This is a genomic window from Roseococcus pinisoli (genome assembly GCF_018413645.1).
Lineage (GTDB): Bacteria > Pseudomonadota > Alphaproteobacteria > Acetobacterales > Acetobacteraceae > Roseococcus > Roseococcus pinisoli.
Window position 1 is genome coordinate 781,740 of the sequence record NZ_JAHCDA010000002.1, and the last position, 18,658, is coordinate 800,397.

Consider the following 18,658-nt stretch of genomic DNA (forward strand, 5'->3'; position numbering starts at 1 on the left):
TTTTATGCGAAACATCTTCATTTTGAAACGACAGTAGACACGTAACTACCTTACGATAGAAGTAAGAATGGCTCCGTGGATTCAACGTGGCATGTAGGTGAGGCGCGAGGTATCAGCGGGTGCAGGCGGACATCGGCGGGAAGGGTCAGGCCGGCTCTCCATCCGGAGTAGAGCTAGAGAATAAGGTCTGCTGCGGTCCACCGGCACATTCGGTTGCGCCTGTGGAGGCCTATAAGCAGATTGCGCTGGCTGTTGACCTGATTTGTCTGCTTCTTGCCGGTTGTTTCTGGCTCGGTATACCAGAAGTCCACAATGCGTTCACGCAGCTTGAAGCGCGGCTGATTGCCGCGGGGCTCGCCGGCCTCGGCTGGCTAACTATCCTGCGCTTGGCACCACCCCGGCTTGGCCGTCTGCTCGATATGCCTTGGGCAATCGCGGACGCGCTGCTGGTCCCGATGCTCGTGGGCGTCACAAGCATCCTCTTGGTCCTGCTGATGGCAGGACCGCAATACTCCTCCGCATTGCTGCTCTGGTCCTTCGCAACGACAGCGATTCTGCTGCCATGTCGGGCCATTCTCTCGGTCCTCGCACGGCGAGGCGTGAAAGCGGGCTGGCTACGGCGGCGTATCGCGATCGTAGGGGCGACCGATATGTCGGCCCAACTCATTCATCGCCTCCAAGGTTCTGATAATCCCGAACCTCCCAACATCGTCGGTATTTTCGATGATCGCGACGCCTCTCGCCGCCCTTCCGAAATCTTCGGAGTGCCGGTGCGAGGGGATATCGCCCATCTATGCGCCCTTGCTCGCATAGAGCGATTGGATCTCGTCGTCATAGCGCTGCCGCTCAATCGCGCGATCGACATTCTGCGTACCGTGCAAGAGGTGCAATGGTTGACGGCAAAGGTCGTCGTTCAGCTGGATGGCGCGAATGAAGCGCCGCAAGGCACCAACCGCTCGGTGATGGCCGGCCAGCCGGTGCTGGAACTGGTGCGTCAACCGATGGCGCCAGGAGCCGCGATCACCAAAACCCTGATGGACTTCATCCTGGCCGCCATCGCTTTGCTTCTATTCTCCCCCGTGCTCGTGGTGGCGATGCTGGCCATCATGCTCGAAAGTCCCGGGCCCGTTCTCTTCCGCCAACCGCGCATCGGCCGGAGCGGGAAACCCTTCCAGATTCTCAAGCTACGCACCCTGCACCACGACCCAACCGACACAGGCACGCAGGGTGTCGTTTCACGCGATTCACGCGTCACCCGGGTCGGCCAGATCCTACGGCCCACCTGCATCGACGAGCTGCCGCAGCTGATCAACGTCCTGAAGGGCGATATGAGTATGGTGGGACCGCGGCCCCATGTAGCGCATATGCTTGTGGCCGGCAGGCCCATCGAGGAAGTGGCGCCGGGCTACGGCGCCCGTTACCGCGTGCGCCCCGGCATCACGGGCTGGGCGCAGGTGAACGGGCTTTCCGGCACCATGAGCGACGACGCCTTCGCCCGCAAAGTCACGGCGCATGACCTCGCCTACCTCGGCGAGTGGTCCATCTGGCTCGACCTGCGCATCCTCGCGCGCACAGCCGTCGTCTCGCTGTTTGGCCGCAAGGCCTTCGAGGCGCAGAGCCACGAGTGGCGGGGGCTTTAGAGCCTCTCTACCCGACCAGATGTTCCCATCTGGTCGGGTGAAGCTCTAGCCCCCGTCCGTCACGTCTTCCTAATGTTCCAAAAGGTCGGGAAGCCCTTCTGAATGCCGGTGACGTTGTTGCGGTAAGCGGTCGGCTGGACGTATTGGCCGAGCGGAATGCTGGGGACGTCCTGCATGCACTGGATCTGCATGAGCCGGCAGGCCTCCTGCTGGGCGGCCAGGTTCGGCGCCTCGAACCACTGGTTGCGCAGTTCCTCGAGTCGCGGGCTGACGCACCAGCCCGGCCAGCCGGAGGGCTGATCGCCATTGCCGCGGATCGCGTAATGGTTGGAGGGATCCATGTGGTCCACGCCCTCCCAGCCCGTGTTGAAGCAGCTCCATCCGCCCTGCTCCACCGGGCCACGATTGTTGCGGCGGGAGAGCATCGTGCCCCAATCCGTCGCGACATAGTCGACGTTCATGCCGATGCGGCCCATCACATCGGCCATCACCTCGCCGATGGCCTTGAACTGCGCGTAGTCGGTGGCCACGAGGATCGCGACCTTCTCGTTGGCGTAGCCCGCCTGCTTCAGCATCTCCTTCACGCGGTCGAGGTTGCGCGTGCCGACCAGCGGCTCGAGCCCCGCCTCGCTCGCCATCGGCGTGTTCGGGCAGAAGACGCCATGCGGCACGTGGTACATGGCGGGGTCGGCGCCCACGATTGCCTGCATGAAGTCCGTCTGGCTGAAGGCGTGCAGCATGGCGCGCCGAATGGCCGGGTTGTTGAAGGGCGGCTGCAGGTGATTGGGCCGCATCATGTCGACGGCGCCGGTGGGGTTGTTCACCTCGATCTTGATCTGCCGGTTGCGGCGGAGCAGCGGCAGAAGATCGTGCGTGGGGTTCTCCCACCAGTCCTGCTCGCCCTGCTGGAGGGCGGCTACCTTGGTCGCGGCATCCGGAATCGTGGTCCAGACCACGCGTTCGAAATTGACCCGCTTGGGGCCCGCATTCCATTCCGTCGGCCCGTCCTCGCGCGGGACGTAGCGGTCAAACTTGGCATAGACGTTGCGCGAGCCCGCGATGCGTTCATTCGCCACGAAACGAAAAGGCCCGCTGCCCACCATCTCGGTGATCTGCGTGAAAGGATCGGTGTTGGCGAGCCGCTCAGGCATCATCGCCGGCATCGGCGAGGTGACCTTGCCCAGCGCATCCGGCAGCAGCGGGAAAGGCCGCTTCAGGCGGAAGCGGATGGTGCGGTCATCCGGCGCGGAAAGCTCGTCGGTGGCCTCGATGAGGGCGCCGCCCAGCGCGTCCCGCTTCGCCCAGCGGCGGATGCTGGCCACGCAATCGCGCGCCGTCACGCGCTCGCCGTCATGCCAGAGCAGGCCCGGGCGCAGCGTCAGGTTCCAGAGCTTGCCGTCATTCTCGACGGTGTGGCCGGAGACCATCTGCGGCGATGGCCTGAAGGAGGCATCGCAACCGTAGAGCGTGTCGAAGACCATGTGCCCGTGGCCGCGCGTGACATAGGCCGTGGTGAAATGCGGATCGAGGAAGGCAAGGTCGATCTGCGGAATGAAGCGCAGGACATTTGCGCCTTGGGCCGTCGCGAGGCGGGGTGCAGCGATGCTCCCCGCAGTCAGCGCGAAAATGGAACGGCGACTGATGGCCATGCGGCCTCCTTCTTGTTCGACCAGCTTTTCTCCCGGTCGAGAGGCTAGCAGCGCACTGCGCGCCTTTGCACGAAAAAGCCTTCACCTTCGCTCCCGTACGCGACGAGGGGGCGATAGGGACGGCTGATCGCGCGCATCGGAACACCCGATGCTGCGCCGCATGCCACCCCATGTAGCTTCCGCTCCAGCAAAGGAGGCGACCATGAGCCTGGACACGTCGCGATATCCCATCACCCCCGAACAGCAGCGCGTCCTGCTCGCGACGGCCTATGAAGGCGGTGCGGCCGGCCGGATCGACGAGGTTCTCCAGGCGATCTGCCGCGCGCGCGGGCTGTCCCCTGCCCTGGCGACCACGCCACCGCAGCGTCCGGCCTTCGACACGCTCGCGCGGCGCGCCGCCACGCGCGCGCTCCGCACGCCGGGCGACGTGCTGCTGCGCCTCTTCATGGAACCGCACGGACTCTCGGGAAAACGCCTCGCGGCGGAGCTCGGCGTGCCGCGCAGCCGTATCGCAGCCATCCTCGGCGGCTCGCGCAGCATTACTGCGCCGACCGCGATCCTGCTGGGTCGCCGCTTCGACAACAAACCGGAATTCTGGCTGCAGCTGCAGATGCAGCACGACCTGACGATGGCCCGGCGCGAACGTCAGACCCCGCCGGCGATGATGCTGATCGGCCGGTCGGCGATCAGACCCCCAGCGCCGCCAGTGGGATGACCTCGACCATCTCGCCCGCGGCGAGCCCCGGCGCGAAGGGTGCGCGGAGCACCAAGCCGTCCGCCCGCGCCAGCACAGCCAGCATGGAGCTGTCCTGACGGCCGGCGGGGGTGGCGATCCAGTTCCCGTCCGCGTCGCGCTTCAGTTCCGCGCGCAGATGGTCGGCACGCTTGTCGTTCTCCGGCAGGGCCACGCCCGCCCGGGCGCGCAGCATGGGCGTCGCGGTATCGGCGAGGCCCTGCAGCCGCGCCAGCGCGGGCAGCAGGAAGACGACCGCACAGACCAGCGCCGAGACGGGATTGCCCGGCAAGCCCAGCACCGGCACCGCGCCCAGGCGGCCCCAGATCAGCGGCTTGCCCGGCCGCATGGCGATCTTCCAGAAGTCCAGCACGAAGCCGTCCTGGCCCAGCGCCTTCTGGATGAGATCGTGCTCGCCCACGCTGGCGCCGCCCGTCGTGACGAGAAGGTCGTAGCCGCCGCTGCCGGCCAGGGCCGCGATCTCGGCCGCGTCGTCCCGCGCGATGGGCAGCACGCTCGCCTCGCCGCCGGCGGAGGCGACGAGCGCGGCCAATGCATGCGCGTTGGAGCTGACGATGCCGCCTTCGGGGATCCGCTCGCCCGGCAGCGCAATCTCGTCCCCGGTCGCGAGGATGCCGATGCGCGGCCGGCGATGCACCGCGAGCCAGGGGTGGTTGCCGGCGGCGGCAAGCCCGATGTCGCGCGCCGTCAGCCGCCGTCCGGCCGGCAGCAGCTCCGCGCCCTCGGCGAAGTCGAGACCGCGGCGGCGGATATGGCGCCCGAGCGTGACGGTCTCGTTGACGCGGATGCCGGCCTCGGAAGCCGTGGCGTCCTCCTGGAGGAGGATCGCGTCGGCGCCCTGCGGCACGAAGCCGCCGGTGAAGATGCGAACCGCCTCGCCCGGCCCCACGGCGCCCGTGAAAGGTTGGCCCGCCGGCGCCGCGCCGGCCAAGCGCAGGACCGCGCCCTCCACCGCATCGGCCGCCCGCACCGCATAGCCGTCCATGGCCGAAACATCGGCCGGCGGTTGCGTGAGCCGCGCCGTCACCGGCCGCGCCAGCACGCGGTTCCATGCCTGGGCCAGCCCGACCGTCTCGGGGCCCGTCGGGGCCAGCGCCGCCAGTATGCGTTCGCGCGCCTCGTCGACCGAGATCATGCCTCGGCCTCGAAGCGGCCGGACTTGCCGCCTTCCTTGAGCACCAGCCGGACGTCCTCGATGCGCATGCCGCGATCCACCGCCTTCACCATGTCGTAGACCGTCAGCGCCGCGACGGTGACCGCCGTCAGTGCCTCCATCTCCACCCCCGTGCGACCCGTGACGCGAACCTGCGCCTCGATCTCCACCGCCTCCGGCTCGACGATCACGAGATCGACCGCGACCTTGGTCAGCATCAGCGGGTGGCAGAGGGGAATGAGGTCCGAGGTGCGCTTGGCCGCCATGATGCCGGCGAGCCGCGCGACGCCGAGCACGTCGCCCTTCCCGGCCTTGCCCTCGGCGATGAGCGCGAGGGTCGCGGGCTGCATCACCACCCGGCCGCGCGCGACGGCGAGACGCTCCGTCTCCGCCTTGCCGGCCACATCCACCATGGCGGCACGGCCGGCCTCGTCGAAATGGGTGAGAGACGACATGTTCTAGGCCTTCAGGCGCCGGGCCGGTGAGTGGAGTGGGCGGCGCCGGCCGCTTTCGCGGCCGGATTATTCTGGTTGGATGAGGCTTCCGGCCTCACGTGCCCAGCAAGGCGCGCGTCGCGGCCGCGACGTCGGGCTGGCGCATCAGGAACTCGCCGACCAGGATGCAATGCGCGCCGACCTTCGCCATGCGCGCCACGTCGTCGGTGTTGCGCAGGCCGCTTTCCGCCACTGGGATGCGATCCGCCGGAACCAGCGGCACCAGCGCCTCGCTGATCGCCAGGTCGGTCTCCAGCGTCTTGAGGTTGCGGTTGTTCACGCCGATCAGCCGCGTCTGCAGGCCGAGGGCGCGGTCCATCTCCCGGGCATCGTGCACTTCGGCAAGCACCGCCATGTCGAGGCTGCGCGCCACCTCCTCGAGCTCCTGGGCACGGGCATCGGTCAGGGCCGACATGATGAGCAGGATGGCATCCGCGCCCATGGCCCGAGCCTCGAAGACCTGCCAGGGGTGGATCATGAAGTCCTTGCGCAGCACCGGCAGGGCGCAAGCGGCGCGGGCCGCGCGCAGATACTCGGCGCTGCCCTGGAAATACTTCGCATCCGTCAGCACCGAGAGGCAGGAGGCACCCGCGATCTCATAGGCCTGGGCCAGCGCCGCCGGCTCGAAGGGATCGCGGATGAGCCCGCCGGAGGGCGAGGCGCGCTTGATCTCGGCGATCAGGCCGGTGCGGCCCTCGCCGATGGCGCGGCACAGGGCGCCCATGAAGTCGCGCGGCTTCTCCTGGTCGAGCGCGCGCTTCTCCATCTCGGTGATCGAGACGGCGGAAGCGCCGGCCGCAACCTCGGCCTGCTTGTCGCGCAGGATGCGCGCCAGCGTGTCTGACATCTCGGGGACGACGTCGATATTCATGATGGGATCAAGCCTCGGTGGTCGCGCGGCGAAGACGGGTTAGAACATCCCGTGCACGGCCGCTGTCAATGCTGTCTGAAGCCAACGCGGCACCCTCCTTCAGCGTTGCAACGCGCCCGGCAACGAGCAGCGCGGCAGCCGAATTGAGCAGAACCATGTCACGATAGCCGCCTTTCTGTCCCTCCAGGAGGGCCACGAGCGCGGTCGCATTCTCGGCGGGCTCGCCGCCGCGGATGGCCTCAATGGGATGGACCGGCAGGCCGGCATCCTCGGGCGTCACCGTGAAGCGCCGCAGGCGGCCCTCGTAGATCTCGACGACCTCGGTCGGGCCGGAGATCGCCATCTCGTCCATGCCCTGGCCATGGACCACCCAGGCACGCTCCGTGCCGAGGCGGCCGAGGGCCTCGGCCATCGGATGCAGCCATTCGGCGGAATAGGCGCCCGTCATCTGGCGCTTCACGCTGCCCGGATTGGCCAGCGGCCCCAGCAGGTTGAAGATCGTGCGCGTCCCGAGCTCGACCCGGGCGCCGCCGGCGTGGCGCAGCGCCGAGTGATGCCGGGTGGCCAGCAGGAACACCATTCCCGCCTCGCGCATCACCTGCGGCAGGCGCTCCAGCGGCACGTCGAGATTGACGCCGAGCGCAGCCAGTGCATCGGCCGCCCCGGACTTGGAGGACAGCGCCCGGTTGCCGTGCTTGGCGACCGGCACGCCCGCTCCGGCCACCACCATCGCGGTGGTGGTCGAAATATTGAGGCTGCCTGAGGAATCGCCGCCCGTGCCCACGATGTCGATCGCGTCGGCAGGCACCGAGACGGGCGTCATCCGCGCGCGCATGGCACGCACCGCGCCGGTCATCTCGGCCACGGTCTCACCGCGCACGCGCATCGCCATGAGCAGGCCGGCGATCTGCGCCGGGGTGGCTTCGCCCGCCATGATGATGCCGAATGCCGTTTCGGCCTCGCTTTCCGCGAGCCTTTCGCCGGCAGCGAGGCGGGCAAGGATGGGTTTCAGGCCATTCATGCCCCGTTCGTAAGGCCTTGTGGCGCCGCCCGCCAGTATCGCCGCCCGGCCCCGGCGCCGGCCTGACCCGCTTGTGGGACAGGACGGTCATGCGCGATGGGAGGATTTCCCGCTATTCCCTTCTCATCTCGAATGAATGTCCCCTGCGGCAGCGATCCCCCGGTCGTGCCTCCCCGTCACGGATCCCCCCATGGCCGAAACCGCCTCCCCCCCGATCTCATGTCCGATTCCAGCGCAGGGCGAAGTGTTGTAGAGTCGGCAGGTGCGCATACGCCTTCCCCTCCTTCTCGCCACCGGTCTGGCCCTGGCCGCCGCCGCAGGGAGTGTCGCCTGGCAGGCCCGCGAGGACGCGGAGCTGCCCGACACCATCGTCGTCGCCCAGGTGCCCGAGGCAACGGCCGAGCCCACGCCGGAAACCCTGCCGCTTCCGCCTGAGATTCCGCGCATCGCCGACGGCCCCGATTACGACCGATGCCTCACCTTGCTCCGCAACGACCCTCACGAGGCCATGCGCTTCGCCGAGGCCTGGGATGCGACCGGCGGCGGCGACGGATCCCGCCATTGCATCGCCCTCGCCATGATCGGGCTCGGCGAGGCCGAGCGCGCGGCCGAGCGCCTGGAGCGCCTGGGCAACGGCTCGCGCGCCGGCGGTATCGCGCGCGCGCAGGTCTTCAGCCAGGCGGCACAGGCCTGGATGATCGCGGGCGACGCCAACCGCGCCTACGGTGCCGTCACCATCGCGCTTACCTTGGCGCCGAACGACACCGAGATGCTGGTGGACCGCTCCGTCATTCTCGCCGCGCTGCGCCGCTTCAGCGAGGCGCTCGAGGATCTGGACGCCGCCCTGGCCCTCGAACCGGAACGGGCCGAGGCCTGGGTGCTGCGCGCGGCCGCGCTACGGCGGCTCGACCGCGTCGACCAGGCTTTCGAGGCCGTGGAGCGCGCGCTGACCCTGGCCCCGGACAATGCCGAAGGCCTGCTCGAGCGCGGCATCCTGCGCCAGCTGCGCGGCGATATCGCTGCCGCACAGGTCGACTGGCGCCGCGCGATCTCCGTGGCCCCCGACAGCATGGCCGCCGACCTCGCCCAGCAGAATCTGGAGCTGAGCGAGATGGGCCCGGCCCGCCGTTGATGACCCATCGTTGATACACCGGCATTGAGGAGACGGCCGTGCAGCTGAACTGGGCGGCGGCCGAAGCCGCGGCAAAGGAAGCCGCCAACGCCTGGACCGCGGAGGGCCCGAACCACCCGGGCGGCGTGATCCTGGCCTTCGACCGTGAGGGAATCCGCTTCTCCGCGGCCGCCGGTATGGCCAGCCTGCCGCAGGGCTTGGCCCTTACCCCGGCGACGCGGCTGCGCTTCGCCTCGCTCACCAAGCACTTCTTCTGCGCCTTCGCCCTGCACCATGGGCTGGACCCCGCGGAACCGCTGGGCGCCCTGCTGCCGGACCTCCCGCCCGAGCTCGCCGCCGTGCCGGCGGGGCGCGCACTGGGCATGGCCGGCGGCATCCCGGACCTGATGCCGAGCTTCGTGCTCTGCGGAACGCCCGCCACCGCCTTGCTGGACGATGCCGCGCTGGACGCCTTCACCCGCGACCTGCCGGGCCTCGACAATCCGCCGGGCACCGAGATCTCCTACAGCAACACCGGCTACCGCCTCGTCGAGCAGGGCCTGGCCCACCGTGGCGCGGTCTTCCGCGAATGGGCGGAAGGCCCGCTGAACGCGGCGCTGGGCACGGGCTTCCGCTATCCGAAGGGATGGGATCGCCCCCTGCCTGCCCTGGCCGACGGTTACTGGCGGGCGACGCCGCAGGAAGGGTGGCGCATCGGCGATTACGGGATGGCCCTCTCGGCCTCGGGCGCGCTGACCGGCAGCGCCACCGACCTCGCGGCCTGGCTGCGCGCCCTGCTGCGGGGCGACGGGCCGGCCGGCGACGTGCTGCCCCGGCTCGCGACGCCGGGCATGTTGGAAGGTGGGCGGGTCGCCGGCTACGGGCTCGGCCTCGCGCTCATGGCCATGGGCGGGCGGCGCTGGATCAGCCATGGCGGCCACCTGCCAGGCTGCAAGAACCACTTCCTGCTGGATGCCGAGGCCGGCGTGGGCGTCCTGCTCCTCTCCAACCGGGACGACACCGATCCGCTACTTCCGGCACTACGCGTGATGGCGGCCCTGCATGGCCTGGAACTTCCGGCGCCCGCCCCCGCGCTCCTGCCCGAGGGCTTCTTCGTCGAGGAGGAAGGTCCCGCCTGGATCGAGCATCGCGCCGGGCAGCTCACCTTCCTGGGCGCCACCGAACGGCTCTTTGCCGGGGCGGATGGGCGGACCGCGATGTCCCTGTCCCCCTACCTGCCCATCGCGCTGAGCGTGGAGGCAGGCGGCATCGCGGGCACCATCGGCCATGTCGCCCGGCGCTTCCGCCCGGTCGCGGCGGCGGCTTTTTCGCCCTCGGCCTTCCTGGGCCACTGGCGTTCGGCGCGTCCCTGGCTGGAGCTGCGGATCGAGTCGGATGCCGAGGGTCGGGCCGTGGCGGTCATGGGCAACGGACCGTTGCGCCGCCGCGAGGCGCTTACCCTCCTGGACGAGCGGCGGGCCCTGATGCCGGTCGGCGCGGCGCCCTGGCCGGGCCGCGCATGCCTCTGGCTGGAAGCGCCGGACCGGTTGCGCCTCTGCACCAACCGCAGCCGCGTGATCCGGCTGGACCGCGCGGGCTGATCCGCCAGCTACTGCTTGCGGATATTCCAGAAGACCATCACCGGCGCGGCCAGCATGCCCTGCACATTGGCGCGCCGGGCATAGGGAACGTCCACCTGGCCCAGGACCCGATAGGGCTGGACCTCGGCCAGGCGCCGCTGCAGCGCCTCGGCCAGGCGGGTGCGCTCGGCGCCCTCCGGCGCATCGAGGAAGGCCGCGCGCAGCCGCTCGGCCTCCTCGTCGCAGGGCCAGCCGGACCAGTTCCGGCCCTCACAGGACATGTCGGTGCCGATATTGGTCAGCGGGTGCTGCATCGTGGCGCCCGAGGCATTGGTGACGAAGAGGTTCCAGCCGCCCTGGCTTGGCGGATCCCGGCGCGGCTGGCGGGTGATGACCGTGCCCCAGTCATTGACCTGCAGATCGACGTTCATGCCGATCTGGCGAAGGTTGCTCGCCACCACCTCGGCCATGCGGCCGATGGGCGGGATGTCGGTGCTGGTGATGAAGACCATCCGTTCGCCGTTGTAGCCCGACTCGCGCAGCAGTTGCCGCGCGCGCTCCAGGTTCGGGCGGGCATAGCCCTCGGCCCCGGCCTCCGAGCCATAGGCGGTGCCGCAGACGAAATAGGCGTCGCAGCGCCGCCACCAGCGCTCGTCGCCCCAACCGCCGGCCATTACCTCGGCCTGGTCGGTGGCATAAGCCAGGGCCAGGCGCGCGCGCGGATCGTTGAAGGGCGGGAAGAGCGAGTTGGGCCGCAGCATGCTCTGCGTGCCGAGCGTGTTCAGGCGATCGACCTGGATCTCCCGCCGGCGGGTCAGGACGGGCAGCAGGTCCAGCGCGGGCTGCTCCCAGATGTCGATCTCGCCGGTCTGCAACGCCGCGGCAGCCGAGGCGGCATCGGGCATGATCAGCCATTCGACGCGGTCCACATTCACGACGCGGCCGCCGGCCAGGCCGTCGGCGGGCTCGGCGCGCGGCACGTAGTCGGGGTTGCGGTCGTAGACCACGCGCTGGCCGGAGAGCCAGCGCTCCCGGTTGAAGCGGAAAGGCCCGGAACCGACGGTCGTGCTGATCTGGCGCGAGGGGTCGGTCTGCGCGTCCTGCTCGCGCATGATGGCCGGGATCTGCCCCACGGCCGAGCCGAGCGCATAGGTGACGAAGGCATGCGGGCGGGAGAGCCGCATCTCGAAGGTCCGGTCGTCGACCGCCTCCATGGCGGCGACGCGGGCACCGAGATGGCTGCCCACGACGTCCCGCGCCATCCAGCGCCGCAGGCTCGCGATCACGTCCCGCGTGGTGACGGCCTGACCGTCATGGAAGCGCAGCCCCTCGCGCAGGGTGAAGCGCCAGACGAGGCCGTCGGGGCTGACGCTATGCTCGCCGACCATCTGCGGCTGGGCACGCAGCTGGCTGTCCCAGGCGAAGAGCGATTCGTAGATCATCAGCCCGTGCATGCGGGTGATGACCACGGAGACGGAAACGGGATCCAGGGTGCGCAGGTCCGCATGCGGGACGACGCGCAGGACGCGGTTGGGCGGCGGGTCGCCACCCTGGGCGAGCGCGGTCCCCGCAAGGACCGGCAGGATCAGCAGTGCCGCCGCCGCGCGGCGCAAATGTCCCAGAGCCATGCCGTCCGTCCTCCCCATTCCTGAGGAGGCAGCAAACACGCCCGCCTTCCCGGCGGCAAGCCGGCCAGAGGCCCGCCCACGCCGACGGAAGGCGGACTTCTGCCCGGGGATTACGCTAGTCGCGCCAGGGGTGCTCGTTCCACATGCGCTGGAAACGCTCGCGCATCGCCTGCAGCTCCGCCTTGAACTGCTCCGGGTCGAGATAGCGCAACGGCAGCTGCTGCTGGGTCGCGGAGGCCACGAATTCCGGATCGGCCATCACCGCCTTCACCGCCTCGGCATAGCGATGGAGAATGTTCTCCGGCGTGCCGGCCGGCGCGGCAATGCCACGCAGCGAGCCGTCCACCACGTCGATGCCCTGCTCCCTGAAGGTCGGCACGTCGGTGGCATTGGCCCAGCGCGTCGCGGCCATCTGGCCGAGCGCGCGCAGCATTCCGTTGCGGAAGTCGGCGATGCCCTCGCCCATGTTCATGGCGGCGAGGTCCACGGTCCGGCCGAGGATGGCGTTGCGCACCTGCGCCGCGCCATTGAAGGGCACGTGCAGCAGCCGGGTGCCGGTGGCGCGCTCGAAGGCCAGGGTCGCGAGATGGTCGTCGGAGCCGACGCCGGTCGTGCCGTAGCTGATCGTGCCCGGTGCCGCCTTGGCCGCCGCGGCCAGCGCCGCGAGGTCGCGCCAGGGGCTGTCCGGCCGCACCCAGAATCCGCCCGGATCGTCCACCACATTCGCGATGGGCGCGAAGTCCTCGAGCTTGTAGCGGGCCTGGCGCTCGATCGGGATGGTGACGAGGTTGGGCGTGTTGACGAAGCCGATGGTGAGGCCGTCGGGACGCGAGCGCGCCAGCTGTGCCCAGCCGATCTCGCCGCCCGCGCCCGCGCGATTGTCGACCACGACGGTCTGGCCGAGGCTGCGCTCCATGAAGCGCGCCAGCGTCCGCGCGGCGATGTCGGTGCCGCCGCCCGGCGCGAAGGCGACGATCATGGTGACGGGGCGATCAGGGGTCCAGCTCTGGGCGGAGACACGGGTCGCGGCGAGAAGCGCCGGCGCAGCCAGGAGAAGGCGGCGTGTGTTCATGGAAACTCCAGCTTCGGCAGATGGGAAGACAGTCTGGCGGGGTGATACGCCGCCCTTGGCGACGTGAACATGGCGCCTTCCCGAAGGGCCTCGCCCTGCCCCTTAGGCCAGGTGCTCTCGCAGCCGCGGCATCAGTTCCACGAGATTGCAGGGCCGAAAACGCGCATCCAGCTGATGGACCAGGATGTCGTCCCAGGCATCCTTGCAGGCCCCGGTGCTGCCCGGCAGCGCGAAGAGATAGGTACCGGCCGAGACGCCGCCGATGGCGCGCGACTGGATCGTGGAGGTGCCGATCTTCTGGTAGCTCAGCATGCGGAAGAGCTCGCCGAAGCCGGTGATCTCCTTCTCCAGCACGCGGTCGAAGGCCTCGGGCGTCACGTCGCGGCCGGTGATGCCGGTGCCGCCCGTGGTGATCACGCAATCCACCTCGGGGTCGGCGATCCAGGTGAGGAGCTTCGCCTCGATGGTATCGGCCTCGTCCCGGCAGATCTGGCGCGCGACGCAGCGATGGCCCGCGGCCTCGATACGGGCCTGCAGGGTCTCTCCCGACCGGTCGGAAGCGAGGTCCCGCGTGTCGCTCACCGTCAGCACGGCGATGTTGACGGGGACGAAGGCGCGTTCGGGGTCCAGGGGCATGGCGATCTCTGCGGGCCCGGTGCCGCCAGGAGCCGCTGCGGCACCTGGCGACCGGACCTGTCTTAGTTGGAGCGCGAGGGCCGCCGGCGCAACATCGCCACGACCTCTTCCGTGTTGGAAAGGGTCGGAAAATTGCCGCCCGCGATCTGGTCCAGCGTGGGCGTCGGCAGGCCGAGGCGGTTCGCGTAGATCCAGCTGAAGGTCAGTACCCGGCTGACGAAGCCGCGCGTCTCATTGATGGGGATGCTCTCGATGAAGAGCAGCGGGTCCGACCGATGGCGGGTCGCGGGCAGCCAGCGCGTGAGATTGCCCGGGCCGGCATTATAGGCCGCAAGGACGCGAACCAGGTCGCCCTGCACCGCCTCGTGCCGCACCAGATAATGAATGTAGCGCTGGCCGAGCTCCAGGCTGAAGCCGGGATCGTGGAGCCGCGTCACGCCTTCTCCCCGCAGCGAGGGGTCGTTCGCGAGATAGCTCGCCGTCGCCGGCATGATCTGCAGGATACCGCGGGCACCCGCGCGGCTGACCGCGCTGGGGTCGAAGCGGCTCTCCTGGAGGGCCAGCGCGTAGAGCAGCGAGGGATCGATCCGGAAGCCGCCATTGGGCAGCAGCGTCGGCAGGGGGAAGCGCGCGACGTCCCGGACGCGCCCGTCATCGCCCTGCGCCTGGCTCGCGATCTGGGTGGAGAGGCTGTTCAGCCCCGCCTGCTGCGCCACGCTGAGAATGCCCTGCACGACCGGCGTGTTGTTCCGCGTGCGCTGGTTGAGCAGCCGAAGCTCGGCCTCGGCGCGGTTCTTCTGGCCGATCTGGAGCAGGGCGAGCGCCCGCCAGCCGCCGGCCGTCTCGGCCACCTGCTGGGCATGCGCCTCGTTGGCGATGTCGAGTTCCCAGACAAGGCCGGGCGGCAGGCCCAGGCTGCGGCGGGCGATCATCCCGTAGAAGGTGCGTGGCTCCTGCGCGGCCTGGAGCATCCAGGGCACGTAGAGGTTGGGGCGCCGGGCACGCACGGCCGAGCGCGCGGTCCAGAAAGCGGCGGCAGCCCGCTGGGTCGCGGGCGCCTTGCTGTTGCGCGCCGCCCGCTCGAAGGCCGCCTGCGCGACGTCGAACTGCTCGGTGCCCCAGGCGGCAAGGCCCGCCTGGTAGGCCGCGTCCGGATTTTGTGGCGCATGGCGCAGGGCTTCCTGCGCGACCCGCAGGGCGTCCGCGTCGCGCCCGAGGCGGAACAGCGTCGCGGACATATCGGCCTTGAGCTGGCCGAGATAGGCGGGCGTCAGGTCACGCCGGGCCTGGATCAGGGCCAGGGCGGCGTCGAGGTTGCCGTCGTTGAGCCGCTGGTTGATCGAGCGCTCGAGCGCCGTGTTGCGGGTGATGCGAGGCGCGGCGGGCGCGCGGTCCTCGGGGCCGAGATCGGAAGGGACCTCCGGCTGGCTCGGCGGCGGCGGCGCCGCGGCGCCCCGCGGCAGGCGGCCGACCAGCGTCTCGTGGATCAGCGGGGCGTCCGGAAGATCGGAGAAGTCGGCGAGCCAGGCCTGGAGCTCGGCGACGGAGGACTCACCGCGCAGGTAGCGGTCGGCGAGCAGGTGGCCCATGAGGCGCCGGTCGTCGAGACGCTCGGTCTCGCGCGCCGCGGTGGCCATGTCGCCGCGCGCCTGCGCCTCGAAGGCGCGGCGGAGATGGGCGGCATCCGCAACCGAGAGGGGCTGCGTCCATCCAGGTGATGGTGTTCGGACCCGCGCCTGTGAAGGAGCGGGCTGGTCGGAGGCCCGTTGAGCGGTGGCCGGAGCGAGCCCGGCGCCGATAAGGAAAAACCCCAAAATCAGGCGGGGGCAAATTCGGGCCACGGGGCTTTTCGCTCGCATGACGGGCCACCGGTTAGCCAGTCCCGCTCAAGCTGGCAAGCGATGATGTTCGAGGTGTTCCAAAACCCGACCAGACGACGGCCCCCGGGAGGGCAGTCAATCCCCCCCCTCGCAAGGCTGCCTTATTCTAGTCATCTTTCATGTTGCGTTGCAGTAACAGGAGGTCCGCCCAGGCGTCCCGCTTGGCCATCGGGTTTCTCAACAAATAAGCCGGATGCCAAGTCGGGATCGCCTTGAATACTGTACCGTCTTGGTTCGTTACTTGATGCCATCGACCGCGCAGGCGGGTGATTCCCTCCCGCGCCTGGAGCATCGCCTTCGCGGAAACACCGCCCGCCAGCACGAGGAAACGGGGCGCGGCGAGCCGGACGTGGCGCAGCACGAAAGGCAGGAAAAGCGCGATTTCCGCGTCGGTCGGCGTGCGGTTTCCGGGGGGACGGAAAGGCAGGATATTCGTGATGTAGACGTTTTCCGCCCGGCTCAGCCCGATGGAGGCGAACATACGGTCCAGCAGCTGGCCTGAGGTGCCGACGAAGGGCTTGCCCTGCCGGTCCTCCTCCGCGCCCGGCGCCTCGCCGATGACCATCACGGGCGCGCCGGGGACGCCGTCGGCGAAGACAAAGTTCGTCGCGGTCTCGCGCAGCGGGCTGCCTTCGAAGGCCTGCATCGCGGCGCGCAGCTCCTCCAGCGTCGAAGCGCCGGCGGCCAGGCCCGCGGCGAGCTCGCCGCCCGGCGGCGGCTTGCGCAACGGCACGGGGGCCGCGCGCGTTGTCCCCGGGGTAGTGGCCGGCGTCCGTTCGGCGGGCGGCGCGGCGGTTCGCGCCACGGGCTCGTCGAGCATCGCCTCGTCGGCCCCCATGGCGACCTGCCAGCTGAGGGCCGCAATGAGCGCGTCGCGTTCGGTGGCTGCGTCCATCGTGCCTATGTAGAGCATGATGCGCTCCGGCGGAATCGCCGGAGGGGCCGAAGCTGTGCCCATGACGGCGGGCCAGGGAGTCGCACGGGTTCCGCGAAGCCGCGGGCTCGTCTAGTGAAGTTGTTCAGAGTTAGCCGTGGAAAGGTCCAAAGGGATGAGCGAAGAGCGCGAAAGCATGGAGTTCGACGTCTTGATCGTGGGCGGCGGGCCCGCTGGTCTGGCCGCCGCGATCCGTCTGAAGCAGCTCTCGCCCGAGATGAGCGTCTGCCTCGTCGAGAAGGGCAGCGAGATCGGCGCCCATACGCTGAGCGGCGCCGTGCTGGAGCCGCGGGCCCTGGATGAGCTGCTGCCCGACTGGCGCGACAATCCGCCCGACCTCGCCACCCCCGCGGGCGACGACCGCTTCATGCTGCTGACCGAGACCAAGGCGTTCAAGCTGCCCACGCCGCCGCAGATGAACAACCACGGCAACTACATCGTCAGCCTCGGCAACGTCGCCCGCTGGCTGGGCGCCAAGGCCGAGGAGCTCGGCGTCGAGATCTATCCGGGCTTCGCGGCCTCGGAGACGATCATCGAGGACGGCCAGGTCAAGGGCGTCGTCGCCGGCGTCATGGGCATCCTGAAGGATGGCGAGAAGGGCCCGGACTACCAGCCCGGCATGGAGCTGCGCGCCACCTACACCATCTTCGCCGAGGGCTGCCGCGGCAGCCTGACCAAGAAGCTCTTCGAGACCTACAGCCTCCGCGCCGATTGCGAGCCGCAGACCTTCGGCCTCGGCATCAAGGAGCTCTGGGAGATCCCGAAGGAGAAGCACACGCCCGGCCTCATCTGGCACAGCACCGGCTGGCCGCTGAAAACCGACACCTATGGCGGCTCCTTCCTCTACATGTTCGGCGAGAACCTGGTGACGATCGGCTTCGTCGTCGGCCTCGACTATCCGAACCCCTGGCTCTCCCCCTTCGACGAGTTCCAGCGCTTCAAGCAGCACCCGGCCGTGCGCCCGATGCTGGAGGGCGGCAAGCGCGTCAGCTACGGCGCGCGCGCGCTGAACGAAGGCGGCTTCCAGTCTATCCCCAAGCTGGTCTTCCCGGGCGGCCTGCTGATCGGCGACACGGCGGGCTTCCTGAACGTGCCGAAGATCAAGGGCACGCATACGGCGATGAAGTCCGGCATGCTGGCCGCCGAGGCGGTGGCCGCGGCCCTGGCCGGCGAGGAGCGCCCGCCGGTGCTCGAGTCCTATCCGGAAGCCCTCAAGGCGAGCTGGGTCTGGTCGGAGCTCCACGCGGTCCGCAACATCCGCCCGGCCTTCGCGAAGTACGGCTTCTGGGGCGGCATGGCGAATGCCGCGCTTGATACCTACCTCTTCCGGGGCAAGGCGCCCTGGACCATGTCGCACCACAAGGACAATGAGAGCCTGCGCAAGGCCGCCGAGGCCCCGCGCATCGCCTATCCCAAGCCCGACGGCGTGATCAGCTTCGACCGGCTTTCCTCGGTGTTCCTGTCGAACACCAACCACGAGGAGAACCAGCCCGCCCACCTCGTGCTGCGCGATCCCGGCAAGTGGCTCGGCGAGAACTGGGAGAAGTTCGGCAGCCCGGAAAGCCGCTACTGCCCGGCCGGCGTCTACGAGGCCGTCGGCGTCGAGGAGGGCAACCCCCACCTCGTCATCAACGCGCAGAACTGCGTCCACTGCAAAACCTGCGACATCAAGGACCCGACGCAGAACATCGACTGGTGCACGCCGGAAGGCGGCGGCGGCCCGAACTATCCGGGCGGCATGTGATATCTCGCGAGGGGTGCGCGAATCGCTTTCTTGCGCATCCCTTGCGACGGTATGCAGGCGTGTTCGACACCCAAAGGACACGCCATGAATCTCGACGCCTGGGCTCCCCGCGTTCTCAGCCTGACACGGGCGGTGGCCGGCCTGCTGTTCCTTCTCCACGGCACGCAGAAGTTCTTCAGTTTTCCTACCCGCGCCGCGCCCAACGCGCCTGAGCTCTTCTCGATGATCGGGGCCGCCGGCACGATCGAGATCGTCTGCGGTGCGCTGATCATGGTCGGCCTTTTCACGCGGCCTGCGGCCTTCCTGGCCTCCGGCCTGATGGCCTTCGCCTATTTCATCGCCCATGCGCCGCGGAACCTCTTCCCGACGCTGAATGGCGGCGATGCGGCGATCCTGTTCTGCTTCTTCTTCTTCTACCTCGTCTTCGCCGGCCCGGGCGTCTGGAGCCTGGACGGACGGCGCCGCTGACACCGGCGCAGGTATCGCACTGA

The 18,658-nt window shown here is 69.3% G+C and carries 16 protein-coding genes; 6 read left to right on the plus strand and 10 right to left on the minus strand.

Annotated features, from left to right (window positions below; all coding sequences use genetic code 11):
- Positions 1 to 221 precede the first annotated feature (221 nt).
- Positions 222 to 1,640: an exopolysaccharide biosynthesis polyprenyl glycosylphosphotransferase gene (locus KHU32_RS12440; protein ID WP_213670403.1), complete on the plus strand. Its 1,419-nt coding sequence runs from the start codon at positions 222 to 224 to the stop codon at positions 1,638 to 1,640.
- 59 nt (positions 1,641 to 1,699) lie between these two features.
- Here KHU32_RS12440 and KHU32_RS12445 read toward each other — a convergent pair whose 3' ends face one another.
- Positions 1,700 to 3,283, minus strand: a complete 1,584-nt coding sequence (locus KHU32_RS12445; RefSeq protein ID WP_408887847.1) for an ABC transporter substrate-binding protein — start codon at positions 3,281 to 3,283, stop codon at positions 1,700 to 1,702.
- 208 nt (positions 3,284 to 3,491) lie between these two features.
- Between KHU32_RS12445 and KHU32_RS12450 the strand changes: the two genes are divergently transcribed.
- Positions 3,492 to 4,004, plus strand: a complete 513-nt coding sequence (locus KHU32_RS12450; RefSeq protein ID WP_213670405.1) for a HigA family addiction module antitoxin — start codon at positions 3,492 to 3,494, stop codon at positions 4,002 to 4,004.
- Here KHU32_RS12450 and KHU32_RS12455 read toward each other — a convergent pair.
- The 4 genes from KHU32_RS12455 to trpD form a co-directional block, all read right to left on the minus strand.
- On the minus strand, positions 3,976 to 5,178 hold the full coding sequence (locus KHU32_RS12455; RefSeq protein ID WP_213670406.1) for a molybdopterin molybdotransferase MoeA: 1,203 nt from the start codon (positions 5,176 to 5,178) through the stop codon (positions 3,976 to 3,978). The genes KHU32_RS12450 and KHU32_RS12455 overlap by 29 nt on opposite strands.
- Positions 5,175 to 5,651 (minus strand): cyclic pyranopterin monophosphate synthase MoaC, encoded by a 477-nt coding sequence (gene moaC / locus KHU32_RS12460; RefSeq protein ID WP_213670407.1) that lies wholly within the window; start codon positions 5,649 to 5,651, stop codon positions 5,175 to 5,177. Before moaC ends, KHU32_RS12455 begins: the two co-directional genes overlap by 4 nt.
- A 94-nt stretch (positions 5,652 to 5,745) precedes the next feature.
- Complete coding sequence (trpC, locus tag KHU32_RS12465) at positions 5,746 to 6,561, minus strand: indole-3-glycerol phosphate synthase TrpC (RefSeq protein ID WP_456315942.1); 816 nt, start codon at positions 6,559 to 6,561, stop codon at positions 5,746 to 5,748.
- Positions 6,562 to 6,568: 7 nt separating this feature from the next.
- Positions 6,569 to 7,582 carry an anthranilate phosphoribosyltransferase gene (gene trpD, locus KHU32_RS12470; protein ID WP_213670408.1) on the minus strand — a complete coding sequence of 338 codons (1,014 nt, stop codon included), beginning with the start codon at positions 7,580 to 7,582 and terminating at the stop codon, positions 6,569 to 6,571.
- Positions 7,583 to 7,844: 262 nt separating this feature from the next.
- Between trpD and KHU32_RS23460 the strand changes: the two genes are divergently transcribed.
- Both KHU32_RS23460 and KHU32_RS12480 read left to right on the plus strand, forming a co-directional pair.
- A complete protein-coding gene (locus KHU32_RS23460) occupies positions 7,845 to 8,714 on the plus strand; it encodes a tetratricopeptide repeat protein (RefSeq protein ID WP_213670409.1) in 870 nt (289 codons plus the stop codon).
- A gap of 38 nt (positions 8,715 to 8,752) precedes the next feature.
- Positions 8,753 to 10,294 carry a serine hydrolase domain-containing protein gene (locus tag KHU32_RS12480; protein ID WP_213670410.1) on the plus strand — a complete coding sequence of 514 codons (1,542 nt, stop codon included), beginning with the start codon at positions 8,753 to 8,755 and terminating at the stop codon, positions 10,292 to 10,294.
- 8 nt (positions 10,295 to 10,302) lie between these two features.
- Here KHU32_RS12480 and KHU32_RS12485 read toward each other — a convergent pair whose 3' ends face one another.
- From KHU32_RS12485 to KHU32_RS12505, 5 genes are all read right to left on the minus strand, one after another.
- Positions 10,303 to 11,901 (minus strand): ABC transporter substrate-binding protein, encoded by a 1,599-nt coding sequence (locus KHU32_RS12485; protein WP_213670411.1) that lies wholly within the window; start codon positions 11,899 to 11,901, stop codon positions 10,303 to 10,305.
- A gap of 115 nt (positions 11,902 to 12,016) precedes the next feature.
- Positions 12,017 to 12,973: a tripartite tricarboxylate transporter substrate binding protein gene (locus KHU32_RS12490; RefSeq protein WP_213670412.1), complete on the minus strand. Its 957-nt coding sequence runs from the start codon at positions 12,971 to 12,973 to the stop codon at positions 12,017 to 12,019.
- A gap of 102 nt (positions 12,974 to 13,075) precedes the next feature.
- Positions 13,076 to 13,609, minus strand: a complete 534-nt coding sequence (moaB, locus tag KHU32_RS12495; RefSeq protein WP_213670413.1) for a molybdenum cofactor biosynthesis protein B — start codon at positions 13,607 to 13,609, stop codon at positions 13,076 to 13,078.
- A 62-nt stretch (positions 13,610 to 13,671) separates the two neighbouring features.
- Positions 13,672 to 15,246 (minus strand): lytic transglycosylase domain-containing protein, encoded by a 1,575-nt coding sequence (locus KHU32_RS12500; protein ID WP_213670414.1) that lies wholly within the window; start codon positions 15,244 to 15,246, stop codon positions 13,672 to 13,674.
- A 349-nt stretch (positions 15,247 to 15,595) separates the two neighbouring features.
- Entirely contained in the window at positions 15,596 to 16,402 is an 807-nt protein-coding gene (locus KHU32_RS12505) for a uracil-DNA glycosylase (RefSeq protein WP_249680995.1), read from the minus strand.
- Positions 16,403 to 16,538: 136 nt separating this feature from the next.
- Here KHU32_RS12505 and KHU32_RS12510 point away from each other — a divergent pair, with 136 nt between their 5' ends.
- Together KHU32_RS12510 and KHU32_RS12515 are read left to right on the plus strand one after the other, a co-directional pair.
- Entirely contained in the window at positions 16,539 to 18,167 is a 1,629-nt protein-coding gene (locus KHU32_RS12510; protein WP_213670415.1) for an electron transfer flavoprotein-ubiquinone oxidoreductase, read from the plus strand.
- Positions 18,168 to 18,251: 84 nt separating this feature from the next.
- Entirely contained in the window at positions 18,252 to 18,635 is a 384-nt protein-coding gene (locus KHU32_RS12515; protein ID WP_213670416.1) for a DoxX family protein, read from the plus strand.
- Positions 18,636 to 18,658: the final 23 nt, after the last annotated feature.